Here is a 19,901-nt window from a genome sequence, read left to right on the forward strand (position 1 = left end):
ATTCAGTAACGAACACTACTTTAAGAAATTAAGAAACGTTAAAAACAATTTCATGAGACAGGACGATAAGAGTGCTGGACGTCAACGCATTTGACAAACTGAGGATTGGACTGGCAACCGCCGAAGATATCCGTAGCTGGAGCCACGGCGAAGTAAAGAAGCCAGAAACCATTAATTACCGTACCCTAAAGCCAGAGAAGGACGGTCTGTTCGGTGAGCAGATCTTCGGTCCAACTCGCGACTGGGAGTGCGCGTGCGGCAAGTATAAGCGCGTGCGCTTTAAGGGAATCGTGTGCGAGCGATGTGGTGTAGAAGTTACACGCAGCCGCGTTCGCCGCGAACGCATGGGTCATATTGAGCTTGCAGCTCCGGTAACGCACATTTGGTTCTTCAAGGGTGTGCCAAGCCGTTTGGGCTACTTGCTCGACATTGCACCTAAGGATCTTGAAAAAGTAATCTACTTCGCAGCCTACATGGTTACGAAAGTCGACGAAGAGCAGCGTCACCAAGATCTTCCAGATTTGCAAGACGAATTCGATACCGAAATCGGCAACCTTCGCAAGCGTCGTGATAACGAAATTGAAGCGCGCGCTAAGAAAGTTGAAGAAGACTTGCACGAGCTGGAAGAATCTGGCGAAGGCAAAGGTGCTGCAAGATCTAAGTTGCGCGCTAGTGCAGAACGCGAAATGTCTGCTATTCGTACTCGCTATGACGAGCAAATTCAGCGTTTGAACGCCGTATTTGATCGTTTCAAGGGCTTGCGTGCCGGCGATATGGAAGGCGACGTCGACTTGTGGCGCGAGATGGAAGATCGCTATGGCGACTACTTCGAAGGCTGCATGGGTGCTGAAGCTATTAAGAAGCGTTTGCAAGATTTCGATTTGAAGTCTGCTGCCGAAGAGCTTCGCGCAGAAATCGACAACGGAACCGGTCAGCGCAAGGCTCGCGCTTTGAAGCGACTGAAGGTTGTAAACGCATTCTTGACTACTGGAAACAAACCAGAAGCTATGGTTTTGGACGTAATTCCAGTAATCCCACCAGACTTGCGACCAATGGTTCAGCTCGATGGTGGTCGTTTCGCAACTTCCGATTTGAACGATTTGTACCGTCGCGTAATCAACCGTAACAACCGTTTGAAGCGACTTATTGAGCTTGGCGCTCCTGAGATCATGCTTAATAACGAAAAGCGCATGCTTCAGGAAGCAGTCGACTCACTCTTTGACAACGGTCGTCGCGGACGCCCAGTAACCGGCGCATCCAACCGACCATTAAAGTCGCTTTCTGACATGCTTAAAGGTAAGCAAGGCCGATTCCGCCAGAACTTGCTTGGTAAGCGTGTTGATTACTCCGGCCGTTCCGTAATCGTCGTTGGTCCAAGCCTTCGCATGCATCAGTGCGGTTTACCGAAGCCAATGGCATTGGAGCTTTTCAAGCCGTTCGTTATTAAGCGTTTGGTGGATCAGGGCTTCGCTCAGAATATGAAGAGCGCAAAGCGTTTGGTTGACCGTGGTGACTCCGAAGTTTGGGGCGTTTTGGAAGAAGTTATTTCCGAGCATCCTGTTCTTCTTAACCGCGCACCTACACTTCACCGCTTGGGTATTCAGGCATTCGAGCCGATTTTGGTTGAAGGTAAAGCAATCCACCTGCCACCACTTGCCTGCGCAGCATTCAACGCAGATTTCGATGGTGACCAGATGGCAGTGCACCTTCCGCTTTCTGCAGAAGCTCAAGCAGAAGCGCGCACTTTGATGATGGCTTCCGACAATATCTTGAAGCCAGCAGACGGTCACACCGTTACAATGCCTTCTCAGGATATGATTTTGGGTCTTTACTACTTGTCTACCGTAATTGACGGAGCAAAGGGTCAGGGTCGCGTTTTCTCCTCGCTTGCTGAAGCTGAAATGGCTCTCGACAAGCATGAGATTGATATGCAAGCTAAGGTGCTGATTCGAGTTCCTGCAGACTTCGTATTGCCAAAGAATTGGGAGCCTGCTGAGCTTAAGGTTGTTGACCCTGAGCCAGGCAGCCCAGACGTTGTGCGCGAAGAGCGTTTTAAGGACGGAACTGTACTGTTTGCAACTTCTTGCGGACGCATTTTGTTCAACGGAACCTTGCCAGTCGACTATCCGTTCGTAAACGAGCAGGTGCCGAAGGGCGTACTTTCTAAGATCGTCGACGAAATCGCAACCCGCTATTCTACAGCTCAAGTTGCAGCAACACTCGACGCTTTGAAGGATCTCGGCTTTACTCGCGCTCCTTGGTCTGGCGTAACAATGGCATTCTCCGACATTGTGCTTCCTCCAAATCGCGAGCAAATTGCGCAAGATTACGAGGATCAGGCTGCAAAAATCAACTCTCAATACGATATGGGTCTTCTTACAGACGAAGAGCGTCGTCAAGAGTTGATCAACTTGTGGACTGAATGCACCGACAAAGTTGCAGACGCAATGCGCGAAAACTTCCACGATGACAACAACGTGAACATCATGGTTCAGTCAGGTGCACGTGGTAACTGGATGCAGATTCGCCAGATTGCTGGCATGCGAGGCCTCGTGGCAAACCCTAAGGGCGAGATTATTCCTCGACCTGTTAAGTCAAACTACCGCGACGGCTTGTCTGTGTTGGAGTACTTCATCTCGCAGCACGGCGCTCGTAAGGGCCTGGCAGATACCGCACTTCGTACGGCAGAATCTGGCTACTTGACTCGTCGTCTTGTGGACGTTTCGCAGGAAGTAATCGTGCGCGAAGAAGATTGCGGCACTAAGCGTGGTCTTATGATGAAGATTGCTGATCGCGACGAAAACGGCAATTTGACGCTTGTTAAGGCTGCTGACGGTGGTCCATACTCGCGCTTGCTTGCTGCAGATGTGATTGATCCTGCTGACGGCACTACAGTTTTGGCAAAGTGCGGAGATGCGCTTTCTATGGACGTTTTGCGCGATTTGGTTGCGCACGGCGTTGAAGAAGTTAAGGCGCGTTCTGTGCTTACTTGCGAATCCAAGCGTGGCGTTTGTGCAAAATGCTACGGCTGGTCCTTGGCTACGAGCCGACTCGTGGATGTTGGTGAGGCTGTTGGTATTGTGGCAGCACAGTCCATTGGTGAGCCTGGTACGCAGCTTACGCTTCGTTCCTTCCACTCTGGTGGCGTCGCTTCGGCTTCTGATATTACTCAGGGTCTTCCTCGTGTTACGGAGCTTTTCGAGGCTCGTACTCCTAAGGGCGAGGCTCCAATCGCTGAGTTCCCAGGCGTTGTGAAGGTTGAGGATACTGACCACGGTCGTCAGGTGACTTTGACTCCAGACGACACCACGATTGAGCCAATTGTTTACCCAGTGACTCGTCGTGCGCCAATGCTTGTAAAGGATGGCGACCATGTTGAGGTTGGTACGCAGCTGATTGAAGGTTCTGTGGATCCTAAGAAGATTCTGCGTATTCTTGGTCCGCGTGCAGCTCAGGTGAACATCGTGGAAGAAGTGCACAACGTGTACCGTTCTCAGGGCGTTGACATTCACGATAAGCACATTGAAGTTATTGTGCACCAGATGCTTCGCCGTATTACGGTGATTGATTCTGGCGATACGGATCTTCTTCCAGGTGAGCTTGTGGATCAAGCAAAGTTCCGCGAGGCAAACTTGGCTGCTGTAAAGAACGGCGGAAAGCCTGCTGCTGGTCGACCAGAGCTTATGGGTATTACCAAGGCTTCGTTGGCTACGGATTCTTGGCTTTCTGCAGCATCGTTCCAGGAGACTACGCGCGTGCTTACTGAGGCCGCCTTGAGCCAGAAGGAAGATGACCTTAAGGGCTTGAAGGAGAACGTGATTATCGGTAAGCTCATCCCAGCTGGTACCGGTTTGGCGCGTTACCGCAATGCTAACGTGGAGCCGGATCCTCAGGTTCGCGACTCTATTTATCCAAACTTCGGTTTGGGTGGTGCGGATAGCACGCCTTCGAACTTCGGTGAGAGCGATATGGGCGATGTTGACTTCTCCAACATTGATTTTGGCGATATGAAGCTCGGCGACGACTTTAATCCAGATGACTTCCTTGACGATCAGGGTGGTCAGAGCGATTATGGCGACGAAACTGAGTGATTTCGCTGGTGTGCTGCTTGGTGCGTGCTGAGCGCGTTGCGTTTGGTGAGTGCTGAATGGCGCTAATCTGATATAAAAATGGGGCTTCAAGCTTTCGGGCTTGAAGCTCCTTTTTTGTTGCAAGCTCGGCGCTCCGAGTTGCCTTCGCGCGCTAAATCGCAGCGCTCAAGCAGGTCGTCGCGCTGCGTGAGTGTCTGATTTTGCCTACTTTCGGACACTGGTGCAGATTGGTTTCTGCGTTAGTGTCTCTGGTTGCTTGTTTTGACAAGCTGTGCATGTACTATTTATGCTATATATAACATAAACAGGGGGTTGGGGAATTGTTTGATGTGATTTTTTACAGTGATAAGGATGGTGATAAGCCAGTACGTGAGTTTATTAAAAGTTTGGATGTTAAGTTGCGAGCAAAGGTGGTTTCGGATTTGCATCGTTTGGAGATGTTAGGAAGTGACGCAAGGGAGCCGCTTAGTAAGCATGTTGGCAACCATATTTTTGAACTTCGCACTATTTTAGGTAGCAACATAGTGCGTATTTTATACTTTTTTGATGCTAATAAAATTATTGTTGCCACCAATGGGTTTGTTAAAAAGCAGCAGAAAACTCCGCGTAGTGAAATATTGGTAGCTATGCAGAGAAGGGCTGAATATTTTAATAGAAAGATAGGCTTGTGATGAAAAAGCAAGAGTTGCAGGGAACGCAAGTATGGCAGGGAACGAGTGAAGTACAGGAAACGCGAATGAATGATTTGCATGAACTCACGGATGAGCTTATTAAGGATCCTGAATTCAAGAAGGAGTATGATGCTCTTCAGTCGGAAAGAGATTTGACTATGTCGCTTGTGATGGCTAGGAAAAAGGCTGGTTTGACTCAGGCTGAGCTGTCGGAGAAGACTGGTATAAGTCAGTCGGATATTAGCAGGTTGGAAAATGGTTCGAGGAATCCGACTATTGCGCTTTTGAATCGTATTGCAAATGCTTTGAACGCGACTTGTAGGATTGAGTTTGTGCCGAATGCGCGTTGACGTGTTTTAGCACTGTGATTTAGCGCTCAACTTTCCTTGTGTCTTCCAAACGAACTTGTCGGAAATTCCGACAGGTTGAATTTTTGTTATGAATATAAAGAAAGCGTAATGCAGCTTCAAGCAAGAGCAATTAATTATCATTTTTTGGATTGTTGGTCGGCAGATTACGCTTTCTTAAGAAATAAAGAAAGCGTAATCGTTTGCGCGCTTGTGTTGAAAGCCCAGCATAATTTCTAAAGCACAGCCATACTAACCTGCCCTGCCTTCGTCTTTATTGACGAAGGCAGACCTCGCTTGCGTTGAAAGCACACCGTGCTTTCAACCTTGAGCAAGCTCGGCGCTCCGAGTTGCTTTCGCGCGCGCTGTGCTGCGCTCAAGCATGTCGTCGCGCGCGAAAGCACACTGTGCTTTCAGCATTGAGTCGTCGCTACCGCATTGGGTCGCTTTTCGCGCTACGCTTGAGCGAAAAAGCAAGGCGATTGTATTTGTGTCTTATTGGATTATTGGTCGGCAGATTACGCTTTCTTAAGAAATAAAGAAAGCGTAATCGTTTGCGCGCTTGCGTTGAAAGCCCACTGGGCTTTCAACCCTAAGCAAGCGCTACCGCATTGGGTCGCTTTTCGCGCTACGCTTAAGCGAAAAGCGAATCAATGCGACACGCCGATTTGGTTTTTGAGAAAAAAAATTAAAACGCACAAAAAGCGACTGAGTTGGTAATTTGTCACCCACAAAACCCGTTATTTTTCAACGATTCTTGTACCGGGGGGGGGTGGGTGCTTAGAGATATAAACATTTGACTGTGTTATACTGCACGCGATTTTCCGTCTAAATATCGATTAATATTGTATTTACTCATGGTTGAGCGTTATCGCACATTGCGAAAAATAGCTAAATAATGAAGGTTGCAGTTGTATCTGCGTTCGCATCTGTGCGTTTGCACATTTGCTGTCGTCGATGCAATTGTAAGTATGTCATAATGACACAATTGTCATTATGTCATAACCTTTTGTTTAGCTTGTAACTTGCTGTTGAGGCTAAATAAAGATGTAAGACGATTCGTTTACTTATTGAAGAGAGGGAATATGCGTCTACAGACTTCAAAGTTAAAGCGCGCTGTTGCCGTACTAGCCGCTGCGTGCACACTTGGCACCTGCTGCATCGCTGGATCCATCGCGTGGGCTGGTAATCCACAGGATACACCTGCTCAAGGTGAAGACACCGCAAATATTAAATCTGACCAGGCTACTTCTATTACCATTTACAAGTATGAAGGTCCTGAGGGTTCTGTTAGGAATAATGGTAAAAAGCAGACTATTCCAGATAAACAAAAACCAATTTCTGGCGTGAAATTCAAGCTTACTCCAATCGTTGATGCTCAAGGCAACAAGATTGATTTGTCTCAGACGTCTGGTTGGAAAGCCATCGAGAAATTAGAGACTGAAAATAAAACTGCTGCTCAGGCTTTGACTGGTGCTAAGTTGAAGGTTTCTGAGACCACTGCTGACATTAAAGAACAAGCAACTGGTGATGATGGTTCTACAAAATTCGACCTTGGCAAAACATACGGCTTGTACTTGGTTGAGGAAGACTTGGCTAATAGCAAGCCTATGAAAGAAGGCAAGCCTATTAAGGTTACCAAGCAAGTTAACCCATTCCTTGTAACGGTTCCTCTTCCAGATACGCAGACTCACACTTGGATTTACAATTTAAAGATTTATCCAAAGAATGACGTCAGCACCAACAAGGTGGAAAAGAAAGCTCAAGCTGCTCCAAGCAAGCCATTCATTGACGGTACTAAGACGACTATGGGTTGGGATATTTCCATCCCGCTCACAGCTATCAAAGATGGTGGCAAAGCCTATACCAATGTTTCCTTCACTGATCCAATTAACACAGATTTCTTGAACTATAACAGTGTTAAGGATGTGAAGGTTGTTAGTAAAGATGGCAAAACCTCTGAGACTTTAGTGACAAGCGATTATGAAGTTGAAGGATATTCTTCAATTGGCGAATCTCCTAAGAAGGTAGATGACTTAACTACTGCTGACAATCTCAAGACAGTCAAGTGGATTCGCGTTAAGCTAACTAAAGCTGGTTTAGCTAAGGCTTCTGCCAAAGTTGGCGGTAAACTTACAGCAACAGTTGTAACAACAGTTATTAATCCTGGAAATATTAAGAACTTTATAAACACTGATGTAGATGGAGTTGCAACCGGTGATGGAGATAAAACTCCTGGCTGTGTTCCAACTAAGGATAAGCCATGTAATGAAGATCCAGATCATCCTCACGAAGGTGAAGACACCACTAATTTCGCTACACTCACCATTGATAAGATCGGCTTGAGTGATAACGAGAACAAGGACAATGGTAAACCTTTGAAGGGCGCAATATTTGATGTGTATGAAGCTGCTGCAGGTAAGACTGTAAACGACCTTAAAGGTAAGACAGTTGACGCTGCTGGAAATGATTTAGTAAAGACCGACGGACATGTTCGTACAATGGCTGCAACTGATGATAAAGGTAAGGCTTCTGACTCCTTCTTCGTTGGTAATGGTTCTACTGTTTCGCACGTTTATTGCGCAGTTGAAACTAAAGCTCCAGATGGATTCAAACTTGATAATACGCTTCATTGTGTGAATCTTACTGCTGGAACTGATGCGAACAACACTTTGAAGATTGATAACGCTAGAGCAACCGAACTCGATAAGATCCTTAGCAACCTGCCTATGACTGGTGCTCGTGGCTTGGTGATTTTGACGGTTTGCGGCATTGTTGGTATCGCTGGCACGTTCTTCTACATTGTGATGAAGCGTCGCAAGGAGCAAGAACAGGAGTAAAACTCGCTCGGCTGGTTGAGTTGCTTGGACGATTGTTCAGCTGATTTGCTTTGCCGGTTGCACAGTTTGTTGCGAAACAAGCTATGCAACCGGTTTGAGCGGATTAGTTGCGCAGTCAGGTTGGAGCGCAAACGTCGGAAATTCTCCGTCAAAGTTCCTGAAGCTTTGCATCAGTGCTTTGCAAACGTTGCGTCTGTAGCTTTGCATCATTGCTTTGCAAACGAAGATTCTGAAGCTTTGCGCCAATCCTTCTGCGAAAAGTGGTTTTGTAGCTTTGCAGTTTTGCTCTGCTGACGTTGTTCTTGAAGCTTTGCGCCAATGCTTTGCAAACGAAGATTCTGAAGCTTTGCGCAAATGCTTCTGCGAAAAGTGGTTTTGTAGCTTTGCAGTTTTGCTCTGCTGAAGTTGCTTTTGTAGCTTTGCATCATTGCTTTGCAAACGTCGATTACTTGTTGCTTGTGAACTTTAACAGTATTGCTCTGCAGACGCTGAGTATTTATTGCTTAAAGAACACTAGCATTCGCGCTGCTGCACACGTCACGCCAGACGCACCTACCACACCAAAAACACTAGCGGTTTTACTAGTAGTGAGGGGTGGGTGTTGCTTGGTCGAGCAATATAAAAGCGGAACGATAGTAATAATCGTGATGATGAATACTATTTCTGCAGAGAAAGTAAGTAAAAAACTAAACTTAACTACGCAACCGCTAAGTCCAAATAAGGTATAAGAGCGGAGCGCTGCGAGACAAGCAACCCCACCACTCGCAACCCTACAAAGAAATCCGCCAGCCAAACGCCAGCCAAAATTCATAGCCAAAACTCAAGAATGTCGAAAACAAAATCGTGAGAAAAGAAAACCACTCAAACTCGCGCAACAACGCCAAAAACTGGCACTTCTCTAAATCCTGCATAGTCCCCGCTTTGCTGTTGCTTGCGTCGTTTGCGTCGCTTATTTACCCGCACGCCGCCATGTGGCTGAGCCAGTATCACATGTCGGAAGTTGCTGCTGAGTATGCGAAGCTTATAACTCATGCTGTTCCTGCTCCTCATGAGCAGCTCCGCCGCGCTCGTGAGTATAACAGTCAGCTTTCGTCGGGTGCTATTTACGAGGCAAATACGAACATACCGACTTCTCACGGAGCTACTTCCGATGCGAGTCAGGATTATTGGGATCAGTTGAAAGTGAACGATGACGGGTTGATGGCTCGTTTGCGAATCAAAAAAATTGATCTTGATTTGCCTGTGTATCACGGCACAGAAGATGCCACTCTTCTGAAAGGTCTTGGTCATTTGCGTGGAACTTCGCTTCCGGTTGGCGGCAAGGGGACGCGCTCTGTGATTACGGGGCATCGCGGTTTGGCAAGTGCGGAAATGTTCACAAGGCTGGACGAAGTTGGGAAAGGTGACACTTTTACAATTGAGGTTTTCGACGAGATTCTCACCTACAAGGTTGTTGACAAGATCGTTGTGAACCCTGATGAGACGAAGAAGATTGCAGCCGTTCCTGGTAAGGATTTGATGACGCTGATTACTTGTACGCCTCTTGGCATTAACACGCAGCGCATTTTGGTTACTGGTGAACGCGTGGTGCCAACGCCTGCTGCAGACAAGGCGCTTCGAGGTAAAAAGCCTGATGTGCCGCGATTCCCGTGGTGGATTGTTGCTTGCTTTGGAAGCTTGTGTATTGTTGGCGGATACATTTGGTGGGCTGGTTTGCCTGTAAAGAAGAAAAAGAAAACTGAAAAGAGTGATGATGCTGCGGCGAATGTTGCTTCGAATGTTGTTTCGAATGTTGCTGCAGATGCGCCTTCTGTTACTAGCGCAAGCAGCGGTGCAGTAAGCAGCACAGTAAGTAGCGCATCGACAAGCACAGTAAGCAGCACAGTAAGCAGCGCGGATCTTGTGCTCGAGGAAGCTAAGGCGATTGAAAATCGTCCGAAAAAACGACCGAAAGTCAAAAAGTCTAGTTCGCGCAAGAAACGTAAGCGGAGCGGTCACGGCGAAAAGACTTTCGACTGGCTTATAAGCATTCTCGGTTTATGAGCGATTGCTTATAGGCAATAACAAAACTTAATAGAAAAACTTAATAACAACAAAAAACTTAATAGAAAAACTTAATAACAAACTTGCGTTGCCGTGGGGGCGACGCAAAGCAGTGTAAAACAATGCAAAACAGGTGGAAACAATGAAGAGTATTTGGACGATTATGCTAAACGTTCTTGTTCGCATAGGTCAATTGACTCAATGCGCAACTCGTGTAGCTAAACGTACGACTCAGCATATGTACCGTGTAGCTAAGAGTGCGGCTGAGCGTTTAGCTAGTCGCGTGTCTGAGCGTGTAGCTAGTAACGTGGCTAAGCGTTTGTATAAGCGTATAGCTAATTGCGCGAATAAACGCTCGTCTAAACGAGAGTCTGTTTCTGCATATCGTACGTTCACTAGCTCTTTTGCAAGAGCTCTCAAAACTGTTCTTGTTTGCTCTCTTTCGGTAGCAATGTTGCTACCTATTTGCATTACTGCTGAAACCGCAGTTGCTTTGGATAGTGCTAATAATTCCGCTAATAATTCCGCAAATTCTGATCCTAAGTCTGATTCTAACTCTAATTCTAATAATTCAGACTCTAATCCAGACTTATCTGCATCATCTCAGTCTTCTGCGCTCCAGAGTTTCAACAATTCACAAGGATCTGTAGATTCAGGGAATCCACTCTCTCAATCTTTTAATACTTATGCAGGTTCTGGCACAAGCGTGCCGTTTGCTTCTCCGTTTGCTTCTCCGTTTGACTCCCAACTTGATTCTCCATTCGGCTCTCCGTTCGAATCTCAACCAAAGTCACTTTTTGAGCGCGCTGCAGAAGAAGAAAGAGCAAAAGCGCAAAGTCGCGACGCTAAGAATTACACAGCTCGCGAATCTTACGAAGAGTATCGCCCTGGATGCAACAAGGATTACGCTTTAGGCGCATGCATTACTACTGACGGCGACGGCGCTGGTTTGCGCGCCACAAACGGCCACGATTTGGATGTTAATAGTCTTGGATACAACTTGGAATCTGGTGACCCATTTATTGGCGCAGCAACGAGACCTCGCGGCCACTACGAGAACGGTCCTGTGCCTGAAGATCCTTCCGGCACGGATCATTACGGCGCAACTTACTTCACTCCGTATCCTAAGGGCACTTTTATTATGGGCCGCTTCCGCAACATGGCATTTAACCATAAGGGTTCCGGCGTCGACCGAATGAACTTGCCTATTGACGATACTGCAGACTTCGTGTTTGTAAAGCGCACTCCTAAGCTTTCCGGCGGCGGCTTCGTGTGGGATGTTATTTTTAACGCTGGCGGCCGTACTCAAGGCGCTGGTGCTGCTCTTGATTACTTTACGATTCCAAAAGGTCAGATCCTAGACAAGGGTAGCGAAGGCGGAAGGCAGTATATTCAGCGTGTTCTTTACAGCGGTAGGGAAGCTACTGCTTTGTATAAGAAAAAGCAAGGCAACAATAATCCTCCTCGCGAAACCTGCTCATTTTCTTGGGATAATCCTAATGGTTTGTGCAGTATTAAAACCGACGGTAATGATTTTGATACTGGCGACGACTTAGTCGCAGCTTGGGATAAGATGAGCGGCGAAGACGACAGTAAGAATGGCAATTATTCTAGGCTCCTTCCGAAGGCTGTAACAACTACGGATTTGGGTAGTACTGACGCTATTGGTACGTGCCATGGTGGCACAGGTTTGGACTGCATTAAGTCCAGTAGCTATGGTGCTTTGGATGAAGGCGATCTTAGAGTCGTCCCTAAAGTTGAAGGAAGCTATAACAGAGGCTATAGCCCTGCTTATGTTGCTCTTGTGCAAAATCTTTATCAATCTATAAAAGCTGACACGCAACGCGTATTTAGTTTTGTGAACAAAATTAAGCCTGGTGAGATTGCTTATACGTATAAGATTCACTTCACTACTACAACTTCTACGAATAAAAACGACTCATATTGCACTTCTAACAAGGGCGATGGCACGGGTTGCGAAAACTTTTCATTCTTCTACGCTGCAGGATCTTACTACGGTAAGAAAAATAGCAAAGGTTTTTATGGTGATACTGACCCGTTTGGTGTTACTAAAGCCAGTAAATATTCCATGACTAATTTTGGTCGTGACGCTAACTTCTACATGTACACTGTAATGCATCAGCAGTGGTATGGTGCGCCGCGAATTATGGATATTCAGGCTCCTCGATACCACTTCCTTAAGGGTACTGGTTTGGGTCCTTACAACAGTGACATCGGTAATTATCTTAAGAACAGGCGTATTTCATTCTCTAGTGTGTTACTTGGAATAGTAAATCAGCCTTTGGGATACTCAAGTCTTATGAACGAGAGTGAAGATATACGCTTATTGCCTGATTATTATTCCCCGAATAACGGCTATGCTCGAGGCAATCAGTGGTTCCGTAATCCTGGTATGAACGACCATAATACGAAGGATTCAGAGCCTGGTAGACACAAGCTTGAGCTTAGATATAACGATAGAACGTATCACATGAGCGAAACTCAGGATTTGTGGTATAGGATTATTACGCAAGCGGATGTGTTTAAGCCTTTGCAAACTGAGGAATATGACGAGAATAACAAGACTCCTAAGTATTATTCCTACGATCAGCCGCTTCCTAATCCTCTTATTATTGATAAGAATGATAATAATGCTGGGTTTGTGAATTTTGTTGGCAAACGTTCCGACTTGTATAAGCAGGTGATGGCTTTTGATCCTAACTTGTTCCCGCCTGTTAATCAGGATGATTATGGTACAAGACATAGGTATGGTTCCATAAAGCAGAAGAAGGGCGCTAGGGCAAACGATTATCCGCTTGATGCGAGCTATTTGACTAATAATCCGGAAGGAGATTCTAATACTCCTCTTAAGAATCTTGCTGTTTATAAAGCTGAGTGGACGAATAAGTGGGGTGATGAGCCTCGCTCGAATACCCTTCAGGATGCTGATTTAAGCGTTGCTGCTAAAGTGCCTATTGTCAGCGTTGTAAATCCTTGCGGACATTCTAAGATTCTTGACGAATACAAGGATAAAATTAACGGTCAATCTAGGTCTTCTATTCAATTTAGATCCGTAGATAGCGACGATAATTCCGCTGTGAATGACGATCGTGCAGCTATTGGTGAGGATCGTGAAGACAGTATGCCTGCATGCTGGCCTAAAGCGCAAAATGCTACTAAGCGTAATGTTTGGTTTGTAAGCGATGCTCCTAAGGCAGGTGATGATGGTAAGGAGTTGAAGCCTGGAGATCCTGTAAAGCAAGACTTGCATGACAAAGTCTTGGCTAAAATCAAGCGTATTTACAGAACTTGGATGCGCAACAAGTATAGTGCTCAGTTACAGGATGGCAAGGATCCTAAAGTTTTGCCAAATTACGTGTTTGTAAAGTACGTAAAGATTACGTTCTGGGATAATTCGACTACTGTTATACCTGTTGTATTCCCGTATGTTGATTACGAGAAGCCAACGTTGGATGTAAAAGTGAGCGTGAATAATGGAAATCCTGTTGACGTTCCAGCTGATGGTTTGAAGATTCCTGTTAATAGCAAAATTAAGTTCTGGGTTAAGGGTCATGACGATAAGAGGATTTTGCTTGGCGTGAAGCCGGATGAAGCTACTGAATACTTTACTAACAATAAAAATAAGAGATTCTTTGATAATAAAAAAGTTGTTGTGCGCAATGATTTCGATATGATTACGACTAATCGTGATAAGAAGAATAATTGCGATACCAGCGGTTGCGGCGATTTTACTACAATAAGCTACAATCAGTTCATTCATAAAAATGGTGAGCTTGATAATCAAACGGATCAAGTTGGATGGGTTATTAACAGCGATAATTCTAAAGATGATGGTTCTCCTACAGTATTAGTGGGCGATCAGAATAGAAATCGCGGTGTGCATGATTTGATATTCCACGGTTGGGATGCTGCAGGTAATTCCGTAATAAAGAAACTTAGGCTGATTATTGTATCTCCTGGCTATGGTTTGCCAAACGTTTGGTGGGATAAGAAGCCGAATGGGCATTATGTTGGGCGCGTGAATCCTTGGGATGAAGATAAGCGCGTGCGCTCGATTATGGTACGCATTTGGGCGCGCGGTAAGGAAAAGCCTGGGAATGAGCACAACTACGATAAGATTTGCCCAAGTGATGGCAGCTGCTACGGCATTGTTATTCAGCGAGACGGTAATAAGAAGACTGATCTTTGGCATCAGGTTAATACTTATAACCACAATAATGATGCTGCAAGCCCGGATGGGTCTAGAGCTGCTGAGGATAGAGCTGCTGAGGATAGAGCTGCTTTAGAGGACAGAGACGTAGCTGACGATAAGGCAGCTGATGGCAAGTCGGCTGATGGCAAGGATAAAGATAAATCTAAAGCTGACGGTAAGAATAAAGCTGACGATAAAGCGGCTGACGGTAAGGCTGCTGACGGTAAGGCGAAAGTTGACAACAAGGCTAAAGCTGATAGCGAAAAAACTGAAAATGCCAAACCAAGGGAGAACTCTACCCAAAATCAGCAGGGTAAGCAGGATGAGCAAGCTAATAAGCCTCAAACTAGCAATAAGCCTGCTTCTTTGAAGATTTCTAAAGCGACTAAGAAGAATTCTAAGAAGAATGCTAAGAAGCGCAATGTTCCTGGAAGGCGCGGTAGTGTAAAGCTTGCTGTGCTAAACGAAGGTGATTCTTCTAAGAAGGACAATATACAGAAATCTGAAGTACAAAAACCTGAAGTAAGTGATGGTAACAAGCAGAGTGATGCTGCTAATACTGAAGAAAACGGTAGAGCAAGCAAAGATAATAAAGTCAGTAACGGTAGCAAGAACTCTGATAACAAGAACGCCAAGAATTCTGAGGACGCCAAGGATTCTGAAGATAAGGCAGAAGAATCTAAGGATCAGGATCGCAGTGCTGAAGGCGAAGATCGTTCTGTTGGAATGAATAACGATCAGTGGCGTAAAGAATACAGTAAGCGCATTATTACAGCAAATCTTGGAGACCATATCAAGGGTTGCACTGCTAACGGCGACGATAAGTGCGAAATCACTTTTGATCCTGTAACTGGAAATATTACGATTCCGGAATACTTTGCGGAAATTGGTTCCAGAATTTACGTAGACACTTACTCTGTGTCGGAAAAAACTCCAGATGAGAGGCAAAATAAACTTTGGAAGCTTATGGAGCCAAGTAATATGCAGGATTACGAAGAGTCTGACCCGCTTCCGCTCGATATTGCGTGGCCAAACGGCTTAGTGCAAGTGAACCCGTTTGAGCTTAATAATAACGAAATCGTGGCAATGCTTTCTTGGATGAGGCACGATAAGCGAAACGAGCGAATCTTTGGCTACCGCAAGGAAGAAATTGGCGTTAAGGGTGAAAATAAGTACGATACTTACGACCAGTATGACAATGGCTTTAATCCTACAAAGACTCAAGCAAAGTATGCTTATGGTGAAGATAAGCCTAAATACTCATGCGCGTCGGAGACGGATCAGCAGTGGAAGCTGTGCTTAGGTGGTGTTACTGGTATTGGCAAGCTAGGAGAAATTTCCGAAAAGAAGTATGCCGAAAAGAATCTTGTTTTCAATAAGTTGGAAGCTGATGACGAGACTATTCTTAACCCGATTGAGAATAAGGTAACGCGCTTCGTTGATATGCGTAAGGACTATACGTGGGGATTAGTAAACGACAACAAGAAGAGTGTTGACGGACGAAACGACCCTGGATTTGACGGGCCGCAAAACGGCTTGCATGGAAATCAGAAGTATGGCACACAATACTTTGTGTACAAGTGGAACATAAACTCATACCGCAAGGGCGGCAATGGTAAGCCGTTAAACCTTCAGGATGTGCTAAAGCTTATAAAAGGTACGCCGAATATCAATAAGCAAGAAGAAGAAAGTAAGCCACAGCCTTCGCTAACTCCTATGAGCGCGGCGGATAATAAGCAATTTGACGCATGGAATGGTTCGTACCCTATGGTTAATGAAGCATTAGGGTACGCTGTGCGTGACAATGCATGTGCTGCATCTATTGGTGGCGATGGCAATGTAGGCGAAGGTAAATGCCAGTGGCGAAATAAGCTTAATTTGGTGAAGTATACGCCTGAAGGATTTGCGTCCAAAGGTACTGCATTCCCTTACGACGCTTCTGTAAATATGAAGAACGGAAGTGAAGTACATATTACAGATAGGCTTGTTGAAAATAAGAATAGCCAACATGCTGATGAAGATAAGTATGTTAGTGAATATGCTATTCACAAGGACTTCCTTATGCCTGGCGGTGAATATCTGAACGGTCAAGCGGATGGCGAAAATATTGGCGACATTATAACTAAGAATATTGATGTTGACACTATGAACGACTACGACGCGTACGGTGAGGGTGCTTCAACGCCTGAGGGATACGCAAATAACAGGCCTTTCATGCATGCGCAACTCTATGTGAATAATGGTCAGGTTTACAACGATCTTGCGCTTCGCGATCCTGGTAAGACGCCGGATAACACAACGAACGTGATAAACGTGTGGTTTATGCCGGTTGATAATGAGAAGCCGACTATTAGTGCGAAGAAGTATGGTTCAAATGGCACTCCATGGGATATCCATGGTGACTGCTTGCCTAAAAATGGCGGTGATGTCCACAATTGCCAAATTCGTCGCAATAACAAAGGTAATGATGATGTAAATGATTACGTTTACTTGGATGATACGCGATACTCTTTAGATGGAACAAGTAAATTACCTTGGTATGCTGCTGATCAAGCAACTATGATGTTACCTTATGCGTTGAAGCTAGACGATGATTTCAATGCGTATACTAATGGTTTAAATACTAATAGTGAGGGTTATCAAAGCGATGGCACATCTAGTAAGATTCTTCAGGATAATTTGCAAATAGATATTGTTGCAGATGGTGTTAAGGATCGTAATGGGAATGCGTTGAATCCAAGTGTACGATTCGTTCGTAATGGTGTGATAAATAGGCATTTGCTTAGAAGGTTTGTTGAAAAATACAGAAGTACGGATTTGCAAAATCCAAGTACGGATAAGCAAACTGTATTTAAAATGTATGCTAAAACTACCGATAGTGATGGCAAAGAAAGTGCTGAAACATCTGTTGGATGCTTCAAAGCAATGTGGACAGATGTGGTGAAGCCATCCGTTGTTGCATATGATGGTGAAACAGATGAGGTTGCAAAAAAAGATAAATGGTTTAATAATAACTCGCAAAACCGCGACTATAAAGTTGTAGTTACAGCAGGTTTTGGAGCCAAAAGAATGGTAGTTTACTATCACCCTGCTTCGGATCTTGAAAAAGCTAAGCAACCTGCTTCTAATGCTGTTTTTGGATCTAATGCATCTACTGGAAACCAGAATGAGCCTGACGTAGAAAACAGCATTGGTAAAACAATTTCCATCTGCTGGATAGAACGCGGAGCGTGGGGAAGAAAAAGTAAGTGGGAAGTCTGCCCTGGTACTTCCAAGCCGGACGATGTGAAGCTTGAAAATCCTAAAACCGATAAGGGAGTTAGAGGTGTTCTAACATTCCCTAGCGGTTTCTTAGCTCCAGGAAGCGTGGTTCGAGCACGTAATCGTAAGGATGTTGGTCCGTGGAGTAGTATGCCTGGTGTTAGAAGCCCTGAAGATCTTGCCGATGACTCAGTTAATAGGGACGGAAACAAGACTGCAAGAAGCGGCGGAAGTAGCAGAAGCGGAAGCGGCAGAAGCCGTGGAAATACGCGTGCTGCAAAAGGCAGAAATGCAAAAGGTCGTGCTGCAAAAGATAAAAACTCTTACAAAGACGACGCTAGCTCAGAAGATACTCTTGACGTGTTGCCAATGGCTTACGCAAAAGAAAAGCCTAGCGAAGTATGCCGTCCGGATTACTTGAATGCAGGCGATTGGGAAGGTCAGCTGAAACCTTCTGACTGCGTGTACTTCGACGTTAATATGAAGCGTCAAATAGTGCAAATACACCCAATGTTGCTAAGCGGTCATGAGGAGCGCGCAATACGAATGGATTTGCGTAACGAAAACAACTTTGCAAATGAACCAAGGAAGGGAATTTGGCTTCCAAACGATAGCGAAATCGTTACGAATGAGGATCCAAGGCTTGGACCTGGTAGAACTATGGTGACGTTCAGGCAGTATGACTACGACAAGATGACCAAAGAACAGAAGCCTTTGAATCGGCCTGACTATGGTGACCGCCAATCACAAGTAGGAAATAAGCAAGACGTTGCTGTTCTGACTCGAGGCTGGAGAAGCCGCGTGCTTGTGCCAAATCCGCGAGAAAATAAGATTACGCGATTTGTGCGATTGCGCGCGCCTGAAAACGTCGATAGCGAGCATGGTGGCGATAGTAAGGGTGCTGCAGACTACTTAGCTGATGCGCCTGCTAGCTTCGATGAAACTAAGGGTGATAAAGCTCTGCGCGTAAAGGATCGTCCGGATGATCCAGGATTTGTTCTTTCGAAAGATAAGAAGTCTCTTCTGTATCTGTACAATGCTTCAACTAAGAAACAATTTGAGCTTAATGATTTGCAAGCTGCGTTGAAGCTTAAGCGTAATGGTACTTTGCACCCAGCAAATGAGTGTGGGAAGTATGTTGATGGAAGTGACTGGGACTTTGCTGATTGCCAGCCATCTTTGCTGCCGGAAGTAAGAGGTAGCGATAAGGTCGATGGTGAGCATAACCAAAACGGCTTCAGCTTTGATTGGAATACGCACTTATATACGTATGATCCGTCTGAAGGCCAGGCTGGTGCTAACGGCGCTGGTGCTGCTGCAGAAACTTGGTACGTAAACGTCATAGATATGATTTCAAAGGACGGTACTGGCGGTGGATATAAGATTCCTAATAGCGCTGGCGTAACGTCTGAGAGCAGTGATACTGGTCTTTCACTTACTGACTTCGCTGGTGTTGGCGCATGGGGTAGGTCTGGCAGTATTGGATCTGGCTTAATTGGTCATAAGGTTCTTAAGAATCCAGATAATGATTTGTCGGTTATTATGACATATGGCGATAGCTGGGTTGGAAATACTCATAAAACGCGAGGCAAAGCTGGCGGCTGGAATAACGATGCCAATTACGAATTCGTAATGCCTGTGTACTTGGTGCCTGTTGATAACGTTAAGCCAACTGTTGCTGCAACTGCAGGATCGCTTCTAAGCGGGCACACGGATGCTAATAATCCTTACGTTGTAACGATGAAAGAAGAGGACTACTCTAAGCTCACGGTTAATAGAAGTGAGGCTTCGAAGTCAGCAAGCGATAAGGATAAGAAGACTCTGTTTGCGGATGTTCACGACGACTACGATAGCTTCTCTGGACTCAGCGATCTTAGCTTGTTCGCATGCAAAGTTGAGAAGGCTGGAGGCGCAACTGATTTTAAGAGCTGTACGTCAATAATGGGCAAAGATGGCTCCGTAAATGCTGCGGCGTTTAAGAAGCTAAAGACTGACGGCAGTGGAGTTGAGTACGCTTTGTACGGACGTGCAAAAGATAGCTCAGGCAACATGAGTGAGGACTTTGATAAGAACGACAAGGGTCGCTTAGTCGGCTACTTCAGCTTCGGATACTTAGTGCGTCCGGTTGCGTTGCCTTACAGCGGCGGCCAGGCTGCAATATGGTTCAGCTTCATGTTCGGCGTGCTGTTGGCTTTGTTCTTGGCATCCGGCGCATTCGGAAGGCGCGGATGGCTTGGCTCGGTGCTTAGCGGCAACGGCTTTGGCGGATTAACCGACAGCAAGCACTGCGACGCTTCGGCTGAAGCGCTTCGAAGTGGCAAGCTGTTCAAGTTCAAACTCAAGTCAAAGTTAAAGTTAATGTTCAAGTGGCTTCGGCTGTGATGCGTAATTGCGAGCGCGTTACTCGCGCGATCGTTACCGTTTTTCGTTACTGG

The 19,901-nt window shown here is 45.7% G+C and carries 6 protein-coding genes; all 6 read left to right on the forward strand.

Going from position 1 to position 19,901, the window contains the following annotated elements; all coding sequences use genetic code 11:
* Window positions 1-71: 71 nt before the first annotated feature.
* Window positions 72-4,091, forward strand: coding sequence for a DNA-directed RNA polymerase subunit beta' (locus AC1EK3_RS00105; protein WP_480033342.1), 4,020 nt, complete (start codon window positions 72-74; stop codon window positions 4,089-4,091).
* Between the two features lie 329 nt (window positions 4,092-4,420).
* Complete coding sequence (locus tag AC1EK3_RS00110) at window positions 4,421-4,762, forward strand: type II toxin-antitoxin system RelE/ParE family toxin (protein WP_480033364.1); 342 nt, start codon at window positions 4,421-4,423, stop codon at window positions 4,760-4,762.
* Window positions 4,762-5,112 carry a helix-turn-helix domain-containing protein gene (locus tag AC1EK3_RS00115; RefSeq protein ID WP_415687865.1) on the forward strand — a complete coding sequence of 117 codons (351 nt, stop codon included), beginning with the start codon at window positions 4,762-4,764 and terminating at the stop codon, window positions 5,110-5,112. The genes AC1EK3_RS00110 and AC1EK3_RS00115 overlap by 1 nt, the downstream gene beginning before the upstream one ends.
* Window positions 5,113-6,194: 1,082 nt before the next feature.
* Window positions 6,195-7,949 carry a SpaH/EbpB family LPXTG-anchored major pilin gene (locus tag AC1EK3_RS00120; RefSeq protein WP_480033341.1) on the forward strand — a complete coding sequence of 585 codons (1,755 nt, stop codon included), beginning with the start codon at window positions 6,195-6,197 and terminating at the stop codon, window positions 7,947-7,949.
* A gap of 843 nt (window positions 7,950-8,792) precedes the next feature.
* Complete coding sequence (locus AC1EK3_RS00125) at window positions 8,793-9,992, forward strand: class C sortase (protein ID WP_480033340.1); 1,200 nt, start codon at window positions 8,793-8,795, stop codon at window positions 9,990-9,992.
* 142 nt (window positions 9,993-10,134) lie between these two features.
* The gene (locus tag AC1EK3_RS00130) at window positions 10,135-19,848 is read left to right on the forward strand and encodes a hypothetical protein (protein WP_480033339.1); all 9,714 of its coding nucleotides are present in this window, start codon (window positions 10,135-10,137) and stop codon (window positions 19,846-19,848) included.
* Window positions 19,849-19,901 lie beyond the last annotated feature (53 nt).

The sequence above is a fragment of the Gardnerella sp. C0026F2 genome, from assembly GCF_056590715.1.

Excerpts from the sequence above, each read along its gene's own strand:
- AC1EK3_RS00120 (WP_480033341.1), top strand. The coding sequence starts at position 6,195 with ATGCGTCTACAGACTTCAAAGTTAAAGCGCGCTGTTGCCGTACTAGCC.
- AC1EK3_RS00130 (WP_480033339.1), top strand. The coding sequence starts at position 10,135 with ATGAAGAGTATTTGGACGATTATGCTAAACGTTCTTGTTCGCATAGGT.
- AC1EK3_RS00115 (WP_415687865.1), top strand. The coding sequence starts at position 4,762 with ATGAAAAAGCAAGAGTTGCAGGGAACGCAAGTATGGCAGGGAACGAGT.